Raw genomic sequence first — 20756 nt, forward strand, 5'->3', positions numbered from 1 at the left:
TCTGACATTTGGCCGCTGACCTCGGGGAAGGAGAAAGCAGCTGCTTTCTCGCTTTTGCTTCTGTTGCAACCAAGGGTTTTTGTTATGGTGGACGTGGGCCGGCGCCGAAGGGATGGTGGAGGCGGCAGCGTGGCCATGGCAAGGAGGGTCGAATGCTGAAAGAATTCCAGGAATTCATTTCCAAGGGCAATGTCATGGACTTGGCCGTCGGCGTCATCATCGGCGCTGCCTTCGGCAAGATCGTCGATTCTCTTGTCAACGACATCATCATGCCTTTCATCGGCGCGCTCGGCGGTGTTGATTTTTCGAACTACTTCTTCGCCCTGTCGTCCAACGTGCATTCGACCAACCTTGTCGATGCGCGCAAGGAAGGCGCGGTGTTCGCCTACGGGAATTTCATCACCGTGGCGCTGAACTTCATCATCCTCGCTTTCATCATCTTTCTGATGGTCAAGGCGGTGAACAATATGCGCAAGCGGCTGGAGAAAGAGAAGCCGGCAGCACCCGCCGCTCCACCGCCCGCCGATGTCGCTTTGCTCACCGAAATTCGCGATCTGCTCGCCAGGAGATAGCCGGAGCAACATTTCTGGACCAAAACCCCGGTCGCTTGCGGCCGGGGTTTTCTGTTTTCGCCTGCCGCAAAACAGGCTAGCTGTCGCAAAACCAACGGACATTTGCATGACCCTGATCCAGAATTTACGCGCCGAGGCCCGCGCCGCGCCCGAAAGTGGCATCGTCGCCGTCGTCAACCACGGCCGCCTGCGCGACGGTCTGATCCCGCTTTGGGCCGGCGAGGGGGATCTGCCGACGCCTGCCTTCATCAGCGATGCCGCCGCCCGCGGACTGGCCGCCGGCGAGACCTTCTACACCTGGCAGAAGGGTATCCCGGAGCTGAGACAGGCGCTTTCCCGCTACTATGACAGGCATTTCGGCAAGAGCTTCGCCGCGGACGAATTCATCGTCACCGCCTCCGGCATGCACGCCATCCAGCTGGCGATCGACGCGGTCGCCGGCAGTGGCGACGAGGTCGTCTATTTGTCACCGGCCTGGCCAAATTTCGCCGCTGCCGCCGGTGTCGCCGGCGCCGTTCCGGTTGCGGTCACGCTCGACCAGTCCGGCAATGGTTGGTCCTGCGATGTCGACAAGGTCGCAGCCGCGATCACGCCAAGGACCAAGGCGCTGTTCGTCAACACGCCGTCCAACCCGACCGGCTGGACCGCGGACCGGGAAACCCTGCAGGCGATCCTCGACCTCGCCCGCGAAAAGGGCATCTGGATCATCGCCGACGAGATCTATGCGCTGTTCCACTACGGCCATGGCCGCGCGCCGTCCTTCCTCGACATCGCGACAGGGGAAGACCGCATCCTGTTCGTCAACAGTTTTTCCAAGAACTGGGCGATGACCGGCTGGCGCGTCGGCTGGATCAAGACCCATCCTGCCCTGCAGCAGGTGTTCGAGAACCTGATCCAGTACTCGACCTCGGGCGTAGCTCAGTTCATGCAGCGCGGCGCCGTCGCCGCACTCGACGAGGGCGATGCCTTCATCGTCGAGCAGGTCGAGCGGGCGCGGGCGGCGCGTGATCTGGTTTGCGGCATCCTCGGCGCGACCGGCAAAGCGCGCTTCACCGTGCCGCAAGGCGCCTTCTATCTGTTCTTCACGGTCGAGGGCATCACCGATTCCCGAACCGCCGCCTTCGACATCGTCGATCAGGCCAATGTCGGCCTGGCGCCCGGAACCGCCTTCGGCCCCGGCGGCGAAGCCTTCCTCAGGCTATGCTTCCACCGCCGCCTCGATCAACTCGAGGAAGCCGCGCACCGGCTGGCGAAGTGGATGAAGACGGTTTGAGCAACTGAGGATCAGACGGCCTTCAGCCGCCTGACTTCGGTACCAACAGAGGGATAATCCGGTCGCTCTTGGCGACCGCGGGGCGGCCCGCTGCGCCATAGGGGATGCCGAGCGCATCCCAGGTCTCGACCAGGGCATCCTGCAGTTCGGCGATCAGCTGATCGGAATGGAAGGGCGTCGGCGTGATGCGCAGCCGCTCGGTGCCGCGCGGCACGGTCGGATAGTTGATCGGCTGGATGTAGATGCCGTGCACGCCAAGCAGGCGGTCGCTGGCCATCTTGCAGAGCTCGGGATCGCCGACCAGCAACGGCACGATATGGGTCGGCGAGTCCATCACCGGCAGGCCCGCGGCGCCGAGAATCTCCTTGGTCCGTGACGCCTGGCGCTGCTGCGCGTCGCGCTCGGCCTGTGAGCGCTTCAGATGACGGATCGACGTGGTGGCGGCAGCCGCGATCGCCGGCGGCAGCGCCGTGGTGAAGATGAAGCCCGGCGCATAGGAGCGCACGGCGTCGATGACGGCACTTGTGCCGGTGATGTAGCCGCCGAGCGTGCCGAATGCCTTGGCGAGCGTGCCTTCAATGATGTCGATGCGATCGGCGAGCCCCTCGCGCTCGGTGATGCCGCCGCCGCGCGGACCGTACATGCCGACGGCATGGACCTCGTCGATATAGGTCATGGCGTTGTAGCGCTCGGCGAGCTCGACGATCTGCTTGATCGGCGCGATGTCGCCATCCATCGAATAGACGCTTTCGAAGACGATCAGCTTGGCGCGCTCACGGCCGGCCGCCTGCAGCAGGCTCTCGAGATGCGCGACGTCATTGTGGCGGAAGATCTTCTTTTCGGCGCCCGAGCGCCGCACGCCTTCGATCATCGAGGCGTGGTTGAGCTCGTCCGAAATGATCAGGCAGTTGGGCAGCAGCCGGGCGATGGTCGAAATCGAGGCTTCGTTGGAGACGAAGCCCGAGGTGAAGACCAGTGCCGCTTCCTTGTCATGCAGGTCGGCCAGTTCCAGCTCGAGCTGGACCAGCGGATTGCTGGTGCCGGAAATGTTGCGGGTGCCGCCGGCGCCCGAACCCATCTTGCCGGCCGCGTTCTGGACCGCGGCGATGACGTCGGGATGCTGGCCCATGCCGAGATAGTCGTTGGAGCACCAGACGGTGATTTCCTGGGCGCGGCCGTTGGAGCGCCAGATGGCGCGCGGGAACTTGCCCACGATGCGCTCGAGGTCGGCGAAAACGCGATAGCGCCGCTCGGCATGGAGCTGGTCGATCGCTTCCTCGAAGAACCGCTGATAGTTCATGTCGACGTCCCAAGTTTTGCGCGGGATCATAGTCATTGCCCCCTTTGGCGTCCACCGGACCTTTTTGGTCAAAATGCCACGCCCCGGACCTGTTCCTAACGATCACGGTTCGTGGCCTATTCCCTTGATGTGGATCAATTTTGTTTCGGTACCATGTCGCAGGCCATAGCGACTGTTACCGATTTAACATTGAGGGTTTTAATGGCCTTGCGGCAGGCTTTCCAGTAAGGCGCTTGTTGAGACAGTTTCCGATAAATCAGAAGGTGCGAGGATTCGGGATGGCGGTTTTGGTAACGGGCGGCGCCGGCTATATCGGCAGCCACATGGTCTGGGAGCTTCTGGATGCGGGCGAGAGCGTGGTCGTGCTCGACCGGCTTTCGACCGGCTTCGAATGGGCGGTTGCGCCCGAGGCGAAGCTCGTCGTCGGCGATGTCGCCGACAGGGAACTGGTCGGTTCGATCATTAGAGACAATCATGTCGATGCGATCATCCATTTCGCTGGCTCGATCGTGGTTCCCGAATCGGTCGCCGATCCGCTCGGCTACTACGAAAATAACACCTGCAAGACACGCACGCTGATCGAGACCGCGGTCCGCGAAGGCGTCCCCAATTTCATCTTTTCCTCGACCGCCGCCGTCTATGGCGGCGCCGGGCTGGAGCCGGTGCGCGAGGACGCCAGCCTGGCGCCGGTATCGCCCTACGGCCTGTCCAAGCTGATGAGCGAATGGATGCTGCGCGATGCGGCGATCGCGCATGGGCTGCGCTATACGGCGCTGCGCTACTTCAACGTTGCCGGCGCCGACCCCAGGGGCCGCACTGGCCAGTCGACGCCGGGCGCCACGCACCTGATCAAGGTTGCCTGCGAGACGGCGCTCGGCAAGCGGCCCTTCATGCAGGTGTTCGGCACCGACTATGCCACCCCGGATGGTACCTGCATGCGCGATTACATCCATGTCAGCGACCTGGCGGCGGCGCATCGCCTGGCGCTGCAGCGGCTGCGCGCAGGGGGACAAAGCCTCGTCGCCAATTGCGGCTACAGCCACGGCTATTCCGTGCTCGAAGTCATCGACAGCGTGCGCCGCGCCTTCGGCCATGATTTCGAGGTGAAGATGGGCGATCGCCGCCCTGGCGACGCCGCCGCCATAGTCGCCAATTCGGAGCTTGCGCGTGCGGAACTCGGCTGGACGCCGCAGCGCGACGACCTCGACCTGATCGTCGCCGATGCGCTTGCCTGGGAGCGGATCCTGAGCGGCAAGAACGCCGCACGCGGCTGAAGGGCTCGTCCCGCGCTCGCTAAAGCGCTATTGAAGGGCTTCGCGGCGGAGCGTGGAGGCGCTTTGGCCGTTGAGATTTGGGGGGCGGCATGAAAATACTGGTACTCGGCGCAGGTGTTGTCGGCACGGCGGCGGCCTACTATCTGGCCAACGACGGCCACGAGGTGACGGTGATCGAGCGCCATCCGGCGCCGGCGCGCGGCACCAGCCAGTCGAATGCCGGTCTGGTGTCGCCAGGCGACGCCACCGCCTGGGCCTCGCCGGCGGCGCTGAAAACGTTCCTGCGCGCGCTCTATAACCACGATCTCGGCATCAAGGTGCGGCTGCGCTTCGATCCGTACTTCCTCGCCTGGAGCATGCGTTTCCTGCGCCAGTGCACGGTATCGCGCCTGCGCGCCAACAGTCAGGTCAAATTGCGTCTGGCGCTCTATTCGCGCGACTGCATCAATGCGCTTTCGGCCGATACCGGCATCCACTATGACGAGCGCAAGAAGGGCATCCTCTATTTCTTCCGCTCACAGCACAGCCTCGACACCGGCACCGACAATTACCGTTTTCTCGCCCAACATGGCCTGCCGATCGAGATCGTCGGCCGCGACCGCCTGATCGAGCTCGAGCCCGGCCTTGCCGATGCGAAGGACAAGATCGCCGGCGGCGTCTATTCGCCGATCGACCAGACCGGCGATTCCCGGCAATTCGTCGAAAAACTCGCCGCCCACGCCGCCGAAAAACTCGGCGTGAAGTTTCTCCACGGCACGACGGTCGAAGGCCTCGACATCGAAGGCGATCGTGTGCGTACGGTGATGACGTCGGCCGGACCGGTCTCCGGCGACGCCGTCGTTATCTCGATGGGGCCGGAAAGCGGCCTGCTTGGTCGCCGCTACGGCATCGACCTGCCGGTCTATCCGGTGAAAGGCTACACCGCGACCATTCCCCTGGAGGATGAGAGCAAGGGGCCGACCATGGGCGGCGCCGACGAGGACCAGCTGATTGCCTACTCCCGGCTCGGCAACCGGCTGCGGCTTGCCTCGACGGCCGAATTCACCGGCTTCGACCGCACGTATCGGCCACGTGACTTCGCCGCCATGTTCAGGACCGGCAAGGAGCTTTTCCCCGGCGCCTTCGACGAGAAGAAGGCCGAACTCTGGGCAGGTCTGCGGCCGATGATGCCGAATTCGGTGCCGGTCATCGGCCAGGCGCGCTACGCGAACCTCTATCTCGACACCGGCCACGGCCATGTCGGCTGGACCATGGCCTGCGGCTCCGGAAAATTCCTTGCCGACATCGTCGCCGGCCGCGAACCGGAGATCGACCCGCAAGGGCTGGTCTACAGGAACTGAGCGATGTCGGGACCGCAAGTCGCCATCGACCTTGGCCGCATCGAGCGCAACGCCCGCACCGTCGTCGAGCGCTGCGCGCTCTCCGGCATCAAGGTCTTCGGTGTTACCAAAGGCACGTGCGGCATGCCGCAGGTGGCGCGCGCCATGCTGCGCGGCGGTGTCACCGGCATTGCGGAATCGCGCTTCGAGAACATCCGCCGGCTGCGAGACAGCGGCATCAATGCCCCGATCATGCTGCTGCGCAGCCCGCCGGTCGCCCGCGTCGAGGAGGTGGTGCGCAGCGTCGACATCAGCCTGCAATCCGAACTCACCATCATCCGCGAGATCGCCCGCATCGCCGAGCGCATGGGCCGCGTCCACGACATCATGCTGATGATCGACCTCGGCGATCTCAGGGAGGGCATCTGGCCGAACGATCTCGTCCCCACGGTCGAGCAGATTCTTGAAATGAAGGGCGTGCGCATCGCAGGCATCGGCACCAATCTCGGCTGTTTCGGTGCCATCATGCCGACGGAGGAGAATCTCGGCCAGCTTGTCGCCCACGCCTACAAGACCGAGCGCCTGTCCGGCAAGAGCCTCGACTGGATCTCGGGCGGCGCCTCGTCGTCGCTGCCGCTGCTGCTCGAGGGACGGCTGCCAGCCGGCATCAACAATCTCAGGGTCGGCGAAGCGATCCTGCAAGGCGGCGTCGAAACCTTCCGCGACACGCCGTGGGACGAACTCGAACCCGATGCCTGCCGGCTGACCAGCGACATCATCGAGGTCAAGCTGAAGCCGTCGCGGCCTATCGGCCAATCCGGCTATGACGCTTTCGGCAATCAACCGGTCTTCCCCGACGAAGGCGATCGGCTGCGCGCCATCGCCAATATCGGCCGCGAGGACGTGCTGGTCGAAGGACTGGTGCCGATCACCAAGGGCATGCGCGTGCTCGGCGCCTCCAGCGACCATCTGCTGCTCGACGTGGCCGATGCCGATCCGCCGCCCGCCGTCGGCGACCGCGTCGCCTTCCACATGAGCTATGGCGCCATGTTGATGGCGATGACTTCGGAATATGTCGAAAAGGCCCCGATGCACGATGTCGAGGACTATTCCGGCCGCAAGATGGTGTCGATCTCGGCCGAGCCGGCGGCGGCCGGCATCGTGGCGCGCGAGGCGACCGGCGCCCGGCTGGAGGCGATGAATTTCGACGTCGTCGAACTGGCCGATGTCGAGCGGCCGCCATCCGGCCTGATCCGGCTGACCGTCGGCGCCGATCGTCGCAATGCCTACAAGGCGCTGGCGGCGACGGCGCGCGCCACGCATTCCTTCGGCCTGATCTGGATCGATTCCATCGCCGCGCTGATGCCGGAGGACGAGGACGGCATCGACCTGCCGGAGGTTTCTGTGCTGGCGCGCGCGCTCGGCCTTGATCATAAGCCGGGCGCCTTGCAGCCGCAGCTGTCGCCGGAAAATGTCGTCATTGTCGGCCTGCGTCACGCCGATCCGGCCGAGGCGCGGGTGCTGAACGATTCGCGCGTTTCCGCCTTCACAATGACCGACGTCGATGCCATGGGCATGCGCGACGTGATGCGCGAAGCCATCCACATCGCCTCCTCGGGTACACAGGGTTTTCACGTCAGCTATGCGCCCACCGTCACCGAGTTCGCCGGCTGGGCGGCGGGCTCAGGCGGCATCACCGTGCGCGAAACGCATCAGGCTATGGAGACCATCGCGCTGTCCGGCGGGCTGCTGTCGATGGATGTGTCCGGGCTGACGGCCGAACTCGAACCGAGGCTGGCGACGGAAACGATCAACTTCGTCATGTCGGCCTTCGGCAAGCGGATCCTTTAAGCATGATCCCGAAAAGTGGACACCGGTTTTCGGAAAAGATCATGCTCAAGAAATATCAGCTCGCGTCGACCGCTGCTCGCCATGCGCGCGCATAGTCGGCCCATGCGAGATCATCAGGCGGTTTCGTTGTTTCGCCCTTGCTTCCAACCGCGCCGCGATCGGTCGCCAAAAGGGCGGCGCCGATGCTGGTGCCGGTCGCGGCTTCTGAGGCGATGACTGGCCGCGCCGTCGCGGCCGCGAGCATGCGGGTGAACAGCCGGTTGCGGGCGAAGGGGCCCTCGACGATCGCCGGACCATCGCGGCCGATCAGGCCCAGACAAGTCGCCGTCATCAGCGCCAGATAGAACGAGATAGCAACGAAGTGCTGGCCGTCGGTGACGTCCTCGGCAGCAAGCCATTGCGCGGCGTGATGCGGATAGGGCCCCGAGCCTTGCTGGGTCGAGGGCAGCAGCAATGTCTTGCGAGCCAGCACGGCGGCAACGTCGGCCTCGCTCCAGTCCTGCGCATACCCCTCAGTCAGCAGTGAAAACTCACGTCCGCCCATGAAGCGCGCCGAAGGCACGGGATTGCCGAGCGCGTTGACATTGACCAGCGTGTCACGCGCCGCATCGAGCGCCACCTTGTTGCCGCCGACTGCCATCGACACCACCCAGGTGCCCGTCGAGACGACCGAGAAGGGCGGCCGATCGGCGATGAGATGCGGCAGCAGCGAGGCATTGGAATCGTGCAGCCCGCAAAACACCGGCGTCTGCGGGTCGAGCCCGGTTTGTTGCGCAAGGGCAGGCAGGATCGGCCCCAGCCGGTCCTTCGCCGGGCGCACCGGCGCCATCAGCCGGCGCCAGCCCATCCGGTCGACCAGCGACGAGAAATCGGCCTGCCACGGGTCCCACAGATCGGTGTGGCAGCCGAGCGAGGTCACCTCGTTGGCGGCAACTCCGGTCAGCCGAAAGGCCCAGTATTGCGGGTACATGAGGACGGCGGTGGCCCGGGCGAATTCGGCCGCAAAGCGCTTCTGCTGCCAGAACAATTGCGCCCCGATGTTGAGGCCACCCGGCAGCCGCGGCGTGCCCGTCTCGGCAAAGGGCGGACGGATTGCATCGTAGTCGCCGGCAAACGCGTCTGGTCCGACAAATTCATAGTCGAGCACCGGCAGCGCCAGGCCGCCTTCGGCGTCGACCAGAACCGCCGTCGCACCATGGGTGGTGATCGAGATGGCGTCGACGCGCTGCTCGCGATGGATCGCGGCGAGGCTGTCGAGGATGAAGGCCCAGAGAGCCTCGACATCGTGATGCGGGTAGGGGCCATCTGTGGAGGCCGCGTTGGCGATACGGTGCAGCGCGACCTCGCGCACGGTCGTGAGATCGACCAGCGCCACCTTGGCGTTGGTCTTGCCGATATCGATGACGGCGATGTGGCGGATCATGCCATATGGAACATGGTTTCCAGTGGCACCGCCACCGGTTCGTTGTCAGCCTTCGTTTCCATGACATCGGCCATGTGCGCCCACCAGCGCTGCATCACAGGATGCTTCGGCAGGTCGGCCATGCCGTGGTCATCCTGTCGCCACAGCACGCCGAACAGGATGTTGGTCTCCTCGTCGAGATGGATCGAATAGTCGGACACCCCGGCCTGTTTCAGCAGCGCCACTAGCGACGGCCAGATCTCGTCATGGCGGCGCTTGTACTCGGCCTTCATGCCGGGATTGAGCTTCATCTTGAAGGCGTATTTCTCCATCAGGCGAAGCGCCCCCCGCGCAGCCGCCGCCAGACGATCGGCAGCGCAATCACGATGATCAGCAACAGCCCGATGAAGATCGACATGACGATGCCCGGCACGTTGAGCAGGCCGAGGCCGAAGGTCACCAGCCCCATGATGAAGGCGGCAAGCACGACGCCCAAAATGCTGCCTGCGCCGCCGAGGATGCTGACGCCACCCAGCACCACCATGGTGATGGCCTCGAGCTCGTAGCCTTGCGCGATCGAAGGCCGCGTCGAGCCGAGACGCGAGGTGATCAGCACCGCGGCGATGCCCGACATCAGCCCGGTTAGGCAGAACAGGATGAATTTGATGCGATCGACGCGCACGCCGGAGAACTGTGCCGCCACCGGATTGTTGCCGATGGCAAAGACGCGCCGGCCGAAGCTCGTCCGGTGCAGCACGAACCAGTAGATGACGGCCGCAATGAGGAACAGCGCCAGCTCGAACGACACGACCCACCAGACATAGCCTTGGCCGAAGAAGGCGAAGCTCGCCGGATAGCCTTTGTAGGCCTGGTCGCCCAGCACGATGAAGGCGACGCCGCGAAACAGGCTCATCGTGCCGATGGTGACGACGATGGAGGGCAAGCCGAGCCGGGTCACCAAGAGCCCGTTGAAGGCGCCGCAGCCGAGCCCGACCGCGATGCCGATCAGGACAAGCGCCGGCGTGCCGGCGCCGGCCTGCACCGCCATGCCCATCATCGTTGACGCCAGCGCGATGATGGCGGCCACCGACAGGTCGATTTCGCCGGAAATGATCAGCAGCGCCATGGCGAGCGCGATCAGCGCCTTTTCGGTGAAGTTGAAGGTCAGGTCCGACAGCGACCACGGGTCGAGGAAATAGGGCGAGGCAAAGCTGTTGACGACAAAGATCGCGACCGCGACGACAACCAGCAGCGCTTCCCAGGAGAAGATCGCCGAAGAGAGCGGCTTGTCCAGCCGGTCCGGTATATGGCGCGGGGCAGGGGGGTCGGTCATGCCGCTTCCGCCTTTCTGAGGATGATGCGGCCCTGTCGGCGTTCGCCACGCGCATTGAGCACGACGGCCAAGATGATGGCGCTGCCCGAGATCGCCATCTGCCAGAAGGGCGAGATGTTGATGACCGGCAGCGCGTTGGAGATGATGCCGAGGAACAGCGCGCCGAGCACCGCGCCGCCGACCGAGCCGATGCCGCCGGCGATCGAGATGCCGCCGATGACGCAGGCCGCGATGATGTTGAGCTCATAGCCGTTGGCGACCTCGACCGAGGCGATGACGTAACGCGAGATCCACAGATAGCCGGCAAGCCCACCGATCATACCGGAGATGCAGAAGACGATGAATTTTGTCCGGCCGACATCGATGCCGGCATAGACCGACGCGGTCGGATTGACGCCGATGGCATAGATCGAGCGGCCGAGCGCGGTGCGCGTCATCACCAGGAAGAACAGCGCGATCACCAGAAGCGCGATCCATGACAGCACTGGAATGCCGAGAAAGGCCGCGCGTTGAAAATTAATGAAATCGGCGCTCATCTGGTCGGCATTGACCCAGGCGCCGCCGGATATGACGAAGGTCGCGCCGCGATAGATGGTGAGCGTGCCCAGCGTCACCACGATCGAAGGGATGTTCAGCCGCCACACCAGCAAGCCGTTGATGGCGCCGAGCACCAGTCCGACTAGGAGGGCGATGACTATCAGCAGCGGAATCGGGATCGCCGGATGCGCTGCGTTGAGCATCGCCACCACCATCCCGGTGAAGCAGAGATTGGCAGCCATCGACAGGTCGATCGAGCGGGTCAGGATGACCACCATCTGCCCCAGCGCCAGGATCATCAGGATAGAAGTGTCGTTGAACACCTGGCGCAGATTGCCCGGGTTGGCAAAGCCCGGGAAGCGCGTCGAGATCAGCCCGATCAGCATGGCGATGGCCGCCAGCAGCCAGATCTCGCGATACTTCAGAAAATTCTTCATGTCGCGATCCCCGCTGCTGTCCTCACCAGCGTCTCGGCGTCGAGCTCCTTGTTGTCATGCACCGCCGCGATACGGCCTTCGCGCATGACGACGACGCGGTCGGACATGCCGAGGATCTCGGGCAGCTCGGACGACACCATGATCACCGACAGGCCCTGCGCCACCAGCTCGGCCATGAAGCCGTGCACAGCGGCCTTGGAACCGATGTCGATGCCCTTGGTTGGCTCGTCGAGGATGATCACCTTGGGCGCGGTCGCCAGCCATTTGGCGATGACGATCTTCTGCTGGTTGCCGCCGGACAGCGTGCCGACATCCTGGCTGAGCGAGGAGGCACGCAAGTCCAGCCGCTCGGTATAGGAGCGGGCCAGCGCGAACTCGTCCGCCAGCCGAAGCATGCCGGATTTGGACGTGCGCTTGAGCGAGGGCAGGGAGACGTTCTGGAAGATCGGCAGGCCAATCACCACGCCCTGCTTGCCGCGCTCTTCCGGCACATAGACGATACCGGCGTCGATCGAGTCAGCCGCCGATTTCGGCGCGATTGTCTTTCCCTCGAGCGTGATCGTGCCGCTGCTGGTGCGGGTGATGCCCGATATCGCCTGCATCACCTCGCTGCGCCCGGCGCCGACAAGGCCGTAGAAGCCTAATATCTCGCCCTTGTGCAGTTCGAAGCCGATGTCGTCGAACTCGGTCGGATGCGACAGGCCGGCGACCGACAGCACCGGCGCGCCAATGTTGGCTTGGCGCTGCGGAAATATGTGGTCGACGTTGCGGCCGACCATCATGCGCACGATCTGGCCCTGATCGGCGTCTTTGAGCAGGCCTTCGCCGATCATCTCGCCATCGCGGAACACGGTGTATCGATCGGCGATGCGGTAGATCTCGTCGAACTTGTGGCTGATGAACAGGATCGCCTTGCCCTCGCTCTTGAGGAATTCGATGAGCAGGAACAGCTCCTCGATCTCCTTCATCGAAAGCGCCGCGGTCGGCTCGTCCATGATGACGATGCGTGCGTCGATCGACATGGCGCGGGCGACCGCGACCAGATGCTTGTTGGCGATGCCGAGATCCTTGAGGCGCGCGTCGGCGTCGATATGGCCCGCGCCCATCGTGCCCAGCACTTCGCGCGCGTTGCTGCGCATGGTGCGCCAGTCGATGGTGCCGAAGCGGGTGCGCGGCGCGTGGCCGAGGAAGATGTTCTCGGCAACCGAAAGGTCGTCGAACAGCACGGTTTCCTGATGGATGGCGGTGATGCCGTGGCCGAAGGCGGCATGAGCGCTGTGCAAGGCAACGGCCTCGCCGTCGATGCTGATCGTGCCGGCGTCGGGCTGGTAGATGCCGGTCATGATCTTGACCAGCGTCGACTTGCCGGCGCCATTCTCGCCGATCAGCGCCGTTACCTGTCCCGGGTAGAGCGACAGGCTGACATCGTGCAGCGCGCGTACACCGGGGAAACTCTTGGAGATGCCTGAAAGCGTCAGGCGCGGGGCAGAGGGCTCGGACGGGCCTGAGGGCTCGGGCCGTTCCGTCTCCAATTTGTGTTGGGCTGTCGTGTCCATATCCGTATCAGGCCCTGTAGCAAGATCCGTTTGAAGATGCGGCGGGGCGTGAGCCCCGCCGCGTCAGCTTGGAGGGTGCCAGGATATCAATAGATCTTGGAGAACTTCTCGATGTTGGTCTTGTCGAACTGGAAGGGCGGAGCCATCGCAGCCGAATTGGTGTCGTCGAGCGTCACCTTGCCGACGCGGCCGATCGACAGCGTCGCGCCGGGCTTGGCCTCTTCCTTCTTCACCGCCAGATCATGGGCGAGGTAGATGGCCGAGTAGCCGAGGTCGATCGGGTTCCACAGCGCCACCGCCTGGCTGGAACCATTGTCGATGAATTTCTTGAACTCGGACGGCAGCGCCAGGCCGGTGACATTGACCTTGCCGATCAGGCCTTCGTCGGTCACCACCTGCGCGGCGGCAACGACGCCGACCGTGGTCGGGGCGATGATCGCCTTGAGGTTCGGGTAGGACTTCAGCAGGCCCTTGGCTTCGTCGGTGCTCTTGGCCGAGTCGTCATCGCCATAGACCGTGGCGACGAGGTTGATCTTGGGAAACTTCTCCGGCAGGATTTTCTTGGCCGCTTCGATCCAGGCGTTCTGGTTGGTCGCGGTCGAGGATGCCGAAAGAATCGCGACGTCGCCGCCTTCCGGCAGATAGTCGGCGGCGAGTTTGATGATGGTCTCGCCGATCAGGCCGGTGTCGGACGGGTTGAGGTGAAGCTGGCGGCCTTCGGGCGCGACGCCCGAATCCCACGAGATCACGGTGATGCCGCGTTCCATCGCCTTCTTCAGCGCCGGAACCAGCGCGTCGGCATCGTTGGCCGAAATCGCGATGGCGTTGACCTTCTGGGCGATCAGCGAATTGACCACTTCGATCTGCGCCTCGGCGGTTGCCTTGGTCGGGCCGGTGTAGATGACCTCGACATCGCCGAGTTCCTTGGCCGCCTCTTCGGCGCCCTTGTTGGCGGCGTCGAAGAAGCCGTTGCCGAGCGACTTCACCACAAGCGCGATCTTGACGTTTTCGGCATAGGCGGCATTCACGAACATGGCGGCGGAAAAGGCCGCCGTAACCAGCAGTTTCTTCAAAAAGCTCATCGAATATCCTCCCTTGAGCGTTGCATTCCATCGCCGCTGCGGGCGTGAGGTGTGTCTCAGGCCTGCAGTGAAGATTCTTCCTTGTTGCTTGCCGGTTTGCGGGCGACGATCAGCGTCACCCCGGCGGTCTCCAGCATCTTGGCTTCGCGGTCCTCGATGCCGTCGTCGGTGATCACCGTGGCGATGCGCGACAGGCCGCACAGGATCAGGCTGGAGCGCATGCGGAACTTCGAGGAGTCGACCAGCACCACCAGCTCGTCGGCCTGGTCGATCAGCTTCTGCTCGGCCTGGATCAGCAGCGGGTCGCCTTCCATCAGGCCGAGCGGCCCCAGCCCCTGCGCGCCCATGAACATGCGGCGCGCGTAGAAATTGCGCGTCACGTCATTGTCGAAGGGCGACAGGATGATGTTCTGCTCGCGGTAAATCGTGCCGCCCGACAGCATCACCGTGTTCTTGGAATGCTTGAGCAGGTGTTCGGCGATCGGAAAGGAATTGGTGAAGATCGGCATGCGGCGGCCGGTCAGGAAATGCACCATCTGGAAGGTGGTGGTGCCGCCATTGATGATGATCGGCTCACCGTCCTTGCAGAGCTCTACCGCTTCGCGGGCAATCGCCCGCTTCTGCTGAGCATTGAGCGTCTCGTTGACGGAAAAGGGCCGGCCGGCAAGGCCGATGAACTGCGGCGGCGAGATCGCCTCGGCGCCACCGCGCACCCGGCGCAGGCGCTTCTGGACGTGGAGTGCCGCGATATCGCGCCGGATCGTCGCCTCGGACGAGTCCGTCAGGTCGACCATCTCCTGCACCGTCACCACAGGCTTTTCCTGGACGGCGGACAGAATGATCCTGTGGCGCTCTTTCTCGTGCATGGTTCCTCCCTGCCTGAGCATCTAGGCACCCAAAACGCGCAGTGTCAATCATTTCCAATCATATATTTTCATTGTGCAGTGCAATATGATCGATGTTGATCGTTTGTGATTGACAATCTCGCCACTTCCATAGACATTTGGCCAAGATCGACCGCACTGTTCGTGCGTCTCACGGGAGGATATTCAAATGCTCGACAAGCGCTCCGGCTCGCGCCTTGCCAATCTGTGGGATGACGCCAAGGCGGCGTCGATGAGCGAGCCGGAACGCCTCGTCTATCGCTCGAACACGCTCGGTTCCGACAAGCGCGTCACCAATTATGGCGGCGGCAACACCTCGTCAAAGATCTGGCAGAAGGACCCGCTGACCGGCGAAAGCGTCGAAGTCTTGTGGGTAAAGGGCTCGGGCGGTGACAGCGCCTCCATCAAGCTCGACGGCTTCGCCACCCTCTACATGGACAAATTGCGCGCGCTGAAGGGCCTCTATCGCGGCCTCGCGCATGAGGACGAGATGGTCGGCTTCTTGCCGCACTGCACCTTCAACCTCAATCCGCGCGCCGCCTCGATCGACACGCCGCTGCATGCTTTCGTGCCGAGGCCCTTTGTCGACCATATGCATCCCGACGCCATCATCGCCATTGCCGCGGCCAAGGATTCCAAGGCGCTGACCAAAGAGATCTTCGGCGACGCCATCGGCTGGCTGCCGTGGAAGCGGCCGGGTTTCGAACTGGGTCTGTGGCTGGAGAAGTTCTGCCTTGAACATCCGGCCGCCAAGGGCGTCATTCTCGAGAGCCATGGCCTGTTCACCTGGGGCGACACGCCGAAGGAATGCTACGAGACGACGATCGCGGTGATCAACCAGGCGATGGAGTGGTTCGAACGCCGGTCGGAAGGCGTGGCGATCTTCGGCGGTGAAGTCGTCAAATCGCTCGATGCGCAGGCGCGCCGCACTGTGGCCGCAAAACTGATGCCGCGGATTCGCGGCCTGATTTCGGAGAAGAGCCACAAGCTCGGCCATTTCGACGATTCCGCCGCCGTGCTCGAATTCGTCAATTCCAGGGATCTGCGGCCGCTGGCAGCCCTCGGCACATCCTGCCCCGATCATTTCCTGCGCACCAAGATCCGGCCGCTGGTCATCGAGTTCGATCCGGCAAAACCCGATGTCGATGCCGTCATCGCGCGCCTCGCCGACGACATTGCTGCCTATCGTGTTGGCTACCAGGCCTATTACGACAGCTGCAAGCATGCGGACTCGCCCGCCATCCGCGATCCCAATGCGGTCGTCTATCTGATGCCCGGCGTCGGCATGTTCACCTTCGCCGGCGACAAGGCGACCGCCCGCATTTCGGGCGAGTTCTACGTCAACGCCATCAACGTCATGCGTGGCGCCTCGACCGTCTCGTCCTATGTCGGCCTGCCCGCACAGGAAGCTTTCGATATCGAATACTGGCTGCTCGAGGACCTGAAGCTGCAGCGCATGCCGAAGCCGAAGGCGCTGGCCGGCCAGATCGCATTGGTCACCGGCGGCGCTGGCGGCATTGGCCGCGCCACCGCCAACCGCCTGCTGCGCGAAGGCGCCTGTGTCGTGCTGGCCGATATCGACGAGACGGCACTTACCGGCGCCAATGAGGAACTGGCCAAGGCCTACGGCAAGGATTTCGTGCGCCCGGTGCTGATCAATGTCACCTCAGAGGATCAGGTCATCTCGGGCTTCGCCGAGACCGCGGTCGAATTCGGCGGCATCGACATTCTCGTCTCCAATGCCGGTCTTGCCTCCTCCGCTCCCATCGAGGAGACGACGCTGGCGCTGTGGAACAAGAACATGGACATCCTGTCCACAGGCTATTTCCTCGTCTCGCGGGAAGCCTTCCGGCTGTTCCGGGCCCAGAAGATCGGCGGCAACGTCATCTTCGTCGCTTCCAAGAACGGTCTCGCCGCTTCGCCCAACGCCGCCGCCTATTGCACCGCCAAGGCGGCCGAGATCCATCTGGCGCGCTGCCTGGCGCTGGAGGGCGCCGAGGCGCAGATCAGGGTCAATGTCGTCAATCCGGACGCCGTGTTGCGCGGCTCCAAGATCTGGACCGGCGAGTGGAAGGAACAGCGCGCCGCTGCCTACAAGATGTCGACCGACGATCTGGAAGAGCACTACCGCTCGCGCTCGATGCTGAAGCGCTCGGTGTTTCCAGAGGACATCGCCGAAGCGATCTACTTCTTCGCCTCCGACATGTCGGCCAAATCGACCGGCAACATCATCAACGTCGACGCGGGCAACGCCCAGAGCTTTACGCGCTGAACTTTCCTTCTCCCCGTTCACGGGGAGAAGGTGCCCGAAGGGCGGATGAGGGGCAGCGCCGGCCGAACGCATTCTTGGGAGGAACAGCATTGTCCGAAACGATCATCTCGGCTGAAGTCGTCGAAAAGAGCAACGCCGCGCGTAAGGCCAACCTTGAGCGCGACTACGCTTCGCTCGGCGAACGCCTCGACCGGCGCGGCATCGCCATCGACGCCATCCGCGACAAGGTGGAAAAATTCGCGGTGGCGATCCCGTCCTGGGGCGTCGGCACCGGCGGCACCCGCTTTGCCCGCTTTCCCGACGCCGGCGAGCCGCGCGACATCTTCGACAAGATCGAGGACTGCGCCGTCATCCGCCAGCTGACGCAGGCCACCCCAACCGTCTCGCTGCACATCCCGTGGGACAAGGCCGATCCGAACCGGCTGAAGCAGGCGGCCTCGCGCTTCGGCCTCCGCTTCGACGCCATGAACTCCAACACCTTCTCCGATGCCAGGGACCAGAAGCTCTCCTACAAATTCGGCTCATTGTCGCACGCCGATGCCGGCACGCGCCGCCAGGCGGTCGAGCACAATCTCGAATGCATCGAGATCGGCAGGACGCTCGGCTCGAAGGCGCTGACGGTGTGGATCGGCGACGGCTCGAACTTCCCCGGCCAGGTCAATTTCGCCAGGGCCTTCGAGCGCTATCTCAACGCCATGAAGGACATCTATGCCGGTCTGCCGGACGACTGGAAACTGTTCACCGAGCACAAGATGTATGAGCCGGCCTTCTACTCGACGGTCGTGCAGGACTGGGGCACCAACTACATGATCGCCAAGGAGCTAGGCGACAAGGCGTTCTGCCTGGTCGACCTCGGCCATCATGCGCCCAACGTCAACATCGAGATGATTGTGTCGCGGCTGATCCAGTTCAAGAAACTCGGCGGCTTCCACTTCAACGATTCCAAATATGGCGATGACGACCTCGACGCTGGTTCGATCGATCCCTACCGGTTGTTCTTGGTCTTCAACGAACTGGTCGATGCCGAGCTTTCCGGCGCCGAAGGTTTTCATCCGGCGCACATGCTCGACCAGAGCCACAACGTCACCGACCCAATCGAAAGCCTGATGCTGTCGGCGGTCGAGGTACAACGCGCCTATGCCCAGGCGCTGCTGGTCGACCGCAAGGCGCTCGAAGGTTATCAGGACACCAATGACGCGCTGATGGCGACGCAGATGCTAAAAGTGGCCTACCGCACCGACGTCGAGCCGATCCTGGCCATGGCGCGGCTGAAGACCGGCGGTGCTATCGATCCGGTCGCTGCTTATCGGGCGGCTGGCTATCGGGCGAAGGTTGCGGCGGAACGCCCGGCGGTCGCTGGCGGGAGCGGCGGCATCGTCTGAGCCGAACCCTCAGCCGATATTGCCTCACCGGTTTGCTTCGTGAGATGGCCATTTTGTGAATGGACTCGGTCCGTCCGAGAGGCTCTTCTAGGCGTCCCCCGCCCCGGAGAATCCCATGCCTCTCACCCGTCGGACACTGATCGCCGCCAGTCTTTCCATCACCCTCGTCCTGGCGCCGCTGACGAGCGTCTTCGCCGCTTCACCCCAGCCCGCGAAGGGCGAACACGGCATGGTGGTGACCGCCCAGCATCTGGCGTCCGAAGTCGGCGTCGAGGTGCTGAAGAAGGGCGGCAACGCCATCGATGCGGCGGTCGCGGTCGGCTATGCGCTCGCCGTCGTCTATCCCAATGCCGGCAATATTGGTGGCGGCGGATTCATGACCATCCGCTTCAAGGACGGCAAGTCGACCTTCCTCGATTTCCGGGAACGCGCGCCGCTGGCCGCGACCAAGACCATGTATCTCGACAAGGACGGCAAGCCGGTGAAGGGCGCCAGCCTCGACGGCTACCTTGCGGTCGGCGTCCCGGGTTCTGTCGCTGGCCTTGAGATGGCGCGCGAAAAATACGGAACGCTGTCGCGGCAGGACCTGGTGGCGCCGGCGATTGCCTACGCCAAGGACGGGTTCGTCCTCGATCAGGGCGATGCCGGCTTTTTTGCCCGCTACGCAGACCGGCTGGCGAAGGATCCGGCTGCGGCCGCCATCTTCCTGAAACCGGACGGCAAGCCCTATGGCATTGGCGAGCGGCTGGTGCAGCCGGACCTCGCCGCCTCCCTCTCCGCTATTTCTGAAAAAGGACCTGACGCCTTCTACAAGGGCGCCATCGCCGACGCCATCGTCAAGGCAAGCAGCGCCAAGGGCGGCATTCTGGCCAAGCCGGATTTCGAGCAATACGCGGTGCGCGAGCTGAAGCCGGTGACCTGCAACTATCGCGGCTACGAGATCATCTCCTCGCCGCCGCCGAGTTCGGGCGGCGTCATCATCTGCGAGATCCTCAACGTGCTGGAGGGCTACCCGCTGTCCTATCTCGGCGCCGGTTCGGCCGAGACGGTCCATGCCATGGTCGAGGCCATGCGCTACGCCTATGTCGACAGGAATTCGGCGCTTGGCGACCCGGATTTCGTCGACAATCCGGTCTCGAAGCTGCTCGACAAGGGCTACGCCAAGGACATCCGCGACAAGATCGATCCGTTCCGGGCCGGCATCTCGCAGGATCTGATGCCGAAGGGTTTTGGCGAGAGCAAGGAAACCACGCACTATTCGATCATCGACAATGACGGCAATGCGGTGGCGGTCACCTATACGCTCAACGGCTCGTTCGGCGCCGGCGTCGTCGCCGACGGCACCGGCATCCTGCTCAACAACGAGATGGATGATTTCACCCAGAAGCCGGGCGTGCCTAATCTCTATGGGCTCGTCCAGGGCGAGGCCAACGCCATCCAGCCGAGGAAGACGCCGCTATCCTCGATGAGCCCGACCGTGGTGGCCAAGGACGGCAAGCCGTTCATGGTCATCGGCAGCCCCGGCGGCTCGCGCATCATCACCATCACTCTGGAAGCGATCGTCAATGTCGTCGACCACGGCATGAACATCCAGGAGGCCATCGACGCGCCGCGCATCCACCATCAGTGGCTGCCCGACACGGTCTATGTCGAGCCGTTCGGACTGTCGCCCGACACCGAGAAACTGCTTGCCGGCATGGGCTATCATCTCGATCTCGGCGATACGACCTGGGGCCAGGCTGCCGGCATACTGGTCGGCGGCAAGAGCCTGGCGGAAATCGAGAAAGGCGGCGGCGCCCGCTACAATGGCGCCATCGATAGCCGCGCCGCATCCGGCGAGGCGCTTGGATATTAGGGTGCGCTGAGATTCAGGTCAGGTGACCAGCGTGATCGTCGACGCAATCAGCATCAGGGCCGCGATGCCGACGAACAGGGCATAAAGTCGCGGCCGGTCGAGCAGCAGCGCATTACCCGATATCCAGGCCGAGGTGGCGCCACCAAGCGCGAACAGGAAGCCGTTGCGGTGCCCGAAGGTCATCGAAGCGGCCATCAGCCCACCGATGATCAGGGCGCCGAACACGATGATGACGGCCACGGCATATTTCTCGAAATCGTTGCCGCTGCCCATTGCCGGTCCGATCGTGTTCAGATTCGGCAGGTCGTCCGGATCGAAGGGGTTGGCCGAACCGTATTCGTCTTGACCGATGGATTCGCGCATCACTCGTTCTCCGCTGAGCGGCAACAAACCATCAACGCTTGCCGAGCGCAACCGGCAACGCCAC

At 63.6% G+C, this 20756-nt stretch carries 17 protein-coding genes; 8 read left to right on the forward strand and 9 right to left on the reverse strand.

The annotated features are described in order from the left end of the window. Positions 1-152: 152 nt before the first annotated feature. Both mscL and A6B35_RS08140 read left to right on the forward strand, forming a co-directional pair. Positions 153-572: a large conductance mechanosensitive channel protein MscL gene (gene mscL, locus A6B35_RS08135; RefSeq protein ID WP_006204556.1), complete on the forward strand. Its 420-nt coding sequence runs from the start codon at positions 153-155 to the stop codon at positions 570-572. 106 nt (positions 573-678) lie between these two features. Further along, entirely contained in the window at positions 679-1845 is a 1167-nt protein-coding gene (locus tag A6B35_RS08140) for a pyridoxal phosphate-dependent aminotransferase (protein ID WP_006204557.1), read from the forward strand. 22 nt (positions 1846-1867) lie between these two features. Here A6B35_RS08140 and hemA read toward each other — a convergent pair whose 3' ends face one another. Continuing rightward, a complete protein-coding gene (gene hemA / locus A6B35_RS08145) occupies positions 1868-3145 on the reverse strand; it encodes a 5-aminolevulinate synthase (RefSeq protein WP_006204559.1) in 1278 nt (425 codons plus the stop codon). A gap of 278 nt (positions 3146-3423) precedes the next feature. Here hemA and galE point away from each other — a divergent pair, with 278 nt between their 5' ends. From galE to A6B35_RS08160, 3 genes are all read left to right on the forward strand, one after another. Beyond that, complete coding sequence (gene galE, locus A6B35_RS08150) at positions 3424-4419, forward strand: UDP-glucose 4-epimerase GalE (protein WP_006204560.1); 996 nt, start codon at positions 3424-3426, stop codon at positions 4417-4419. Between the two features lie 89 nt (positions 4420-4508). After that, complete coding sequence (locus A6B35_RS08155; protein ID WP_006204561.1) at positions 4509-5759, forward strand: D-amino acid dehydrogenase; 1251 nt, start codon at positions 4509-4511, stop codon at positions 5757-5759. Positions 5760-5762: 3 nt separating this feature from the next. Then, the gene (locus A6B35_RS08160; protein WP_006204562.1) at positions 5763-7589 is read left to right on the forward strand and encodes an alanine racemase; all 1827 of its coding nucleotides are present in this window, start codon (positions 5763-5765) and stop codon (positions 7587-7589) included. 55 nt (positions 7590-7644) lie between these two features. Here A6B35_RS08160 and A6B35_RS08165 read toward each other — a convergent pair whose 3' ends face one another. The 7 genes from A6B35_RS08165 to A6B35_RS08195 form a co-directional block, all read right to left on the reverse strand. Further along, positions 7645-9012 (reverse strand): FGGY-family carbohydrate kinase, encoded by a 1368-nt coding sequence (locus tag A6B35_RS08165; RefSeq protein WP_006204563.1) that lies wholly within the window; start codon positions 9010-9012, stop codon positions 7645-7647. Next, a complete protein-coding gene (gene rhaM / locus A6B35_RS08170) occupies positions 9009-9323 on the reverse strand; it encodes an L-rhamnose mutarotase (protein WP_006204564.1) in 315 nt (104 codons plus the stop codon). Before rhaM ends, A6B35_RS08165 begins: the two co-directional genes overlap by 4 nt. Then, the gene (locus A6B35_RS08175; protein ID WP_006204566.1) at positions 9323-10324 is read right to left on the reverse strand and encodes an ABC transporter permease; all 1002 of its coding nucleotides are present in this window, start codon (positions 10322-10324) and stop codon (positions 9323-9325) included. Before A6B35_RS08175 ends, rhaM begins: the two co-directional genes overlap by 1 nt. After that, entirely contained in the window at positions 10321-11298 is a 978-nt protein-coding gene (locus A6B35_RS08180; protein ID WP_006204567.1) for an ABC transporter permease, read from the reverse strand. The genes A6B35_RS08175 and A6B35_RS08180 overlap by 4 nt, the downstream gene beginning before the upstream one ends. Next, a complete protein-coding gene (locus A6B35_RS08185) occupies positions 11295-12854 on the reverse strand; it encodes a sugar ABC transporter ATP-binding protein (protein ID WP_065518167.1) in 1560 nt (519 codons plus the stop codon). The genes A6B35_RS08180 and A6B35_RS08185 overlap by 4 nt, the downstream gene beginning before the upstream one ends. 86 nt (positions 12855-12940) lie before the next feature. After that, a complete protein-coding gene (gene rhaS, locus A6B35_RS08190; RefSeq protein ID WP_006202200.1) occupies positions 12941-13936 on the reverse strand; it encodes a rhamnose ABC transporter substrate-binding protein in 996 nt (331 codons plus the stop codon). A 56-nt stretch (positions 13937-13992) separates the two neighbouring features. Further along, a complete protein-coding gene (locus A6B35_RS08195) occupies positions 13993-14802 on the reverse strand; it encodes a DeoR/GlpR family DNA-binding transcription regulator (protein ID WP_006202201.1) in 810 nt (269 codons plus the stop codon). 187 nt (positions 14803-14989) lie between these two features. Here A6B35_RS08195 and A6B35_RS08200 point away from each other — a divergent pair, with 187 nt between their 5' ends. The 3 genes from A6B35_RS08200 (at position 14990) to ggt (ending at position 20329) form a co-directional block, all read left to right on the forward strand. Continuing rightward, on the forward strand, positions 14990-17092 hold the full coding sequence (locus tag A6B35_RS08200) for a bifunctional rhamnulose-1-phosphate aldolase/short-chain dehydrogenase (protein WP_006202202.1): 2103 nt from the start codon (positions 14990-14992) through the stop codon (positions 17090-17092). An 89-nt stretch (positions 17093-17181) separates the two neighbouring features. Next, on the forward strand, positions 17182-18474 hold the full coding sequence (rhaI, locus tag A6B35_RS08205; protein ID WP_006202203.1) for an L-rhamnose catabolism isomerase: 1293 nt from the start codon (positions 17182-17184) through the stop codon (positions 18472-18474). Between the two features lie 115 nt (positions 18475-18589). Then, positions 18590-20329, forward strand: coding sequence for a gamma-glutamyltransferase (ggt, locus tag A6B35_RS08210; protein ID WP_006201086.1), 1740 nt, complete (start codon positions 18590-18592; stop codon positions 20327-20329). An 18-nt stretch (positions 20330-20347) separates the two neighbouring features. On the opposite strand, the gene A6B35_RS08215 is transcribed toward ggt, so the two are convergent. Next, positions 20348-20692 carry a hypothetical protein gene (locus A6B35_RS08215; RefSeq protein WP_006201085.1) on the reverse strand — a complete coding sequence of 115 codons (345 nt, stop codon included), beginning with the start codon at positions 20690-20692 and terminating at the stop codon, positions 20348-20350. Between the last annotated feature and the right edge of the window lie 64 nt (positions 20693-20756).

Source organism: Mesorhizobium amorphae CCNWGS0123, from assembly GCF_001686985.1.
In the GTDB taxonomy this organism is placed as follows: domain Bacteria; phylum Pseudomonadota; class Alphaproteobacteria; order Rhizobiales; family Rhizobiaceae; genus Mesorhizobium; species Mesorhizobium amorphae.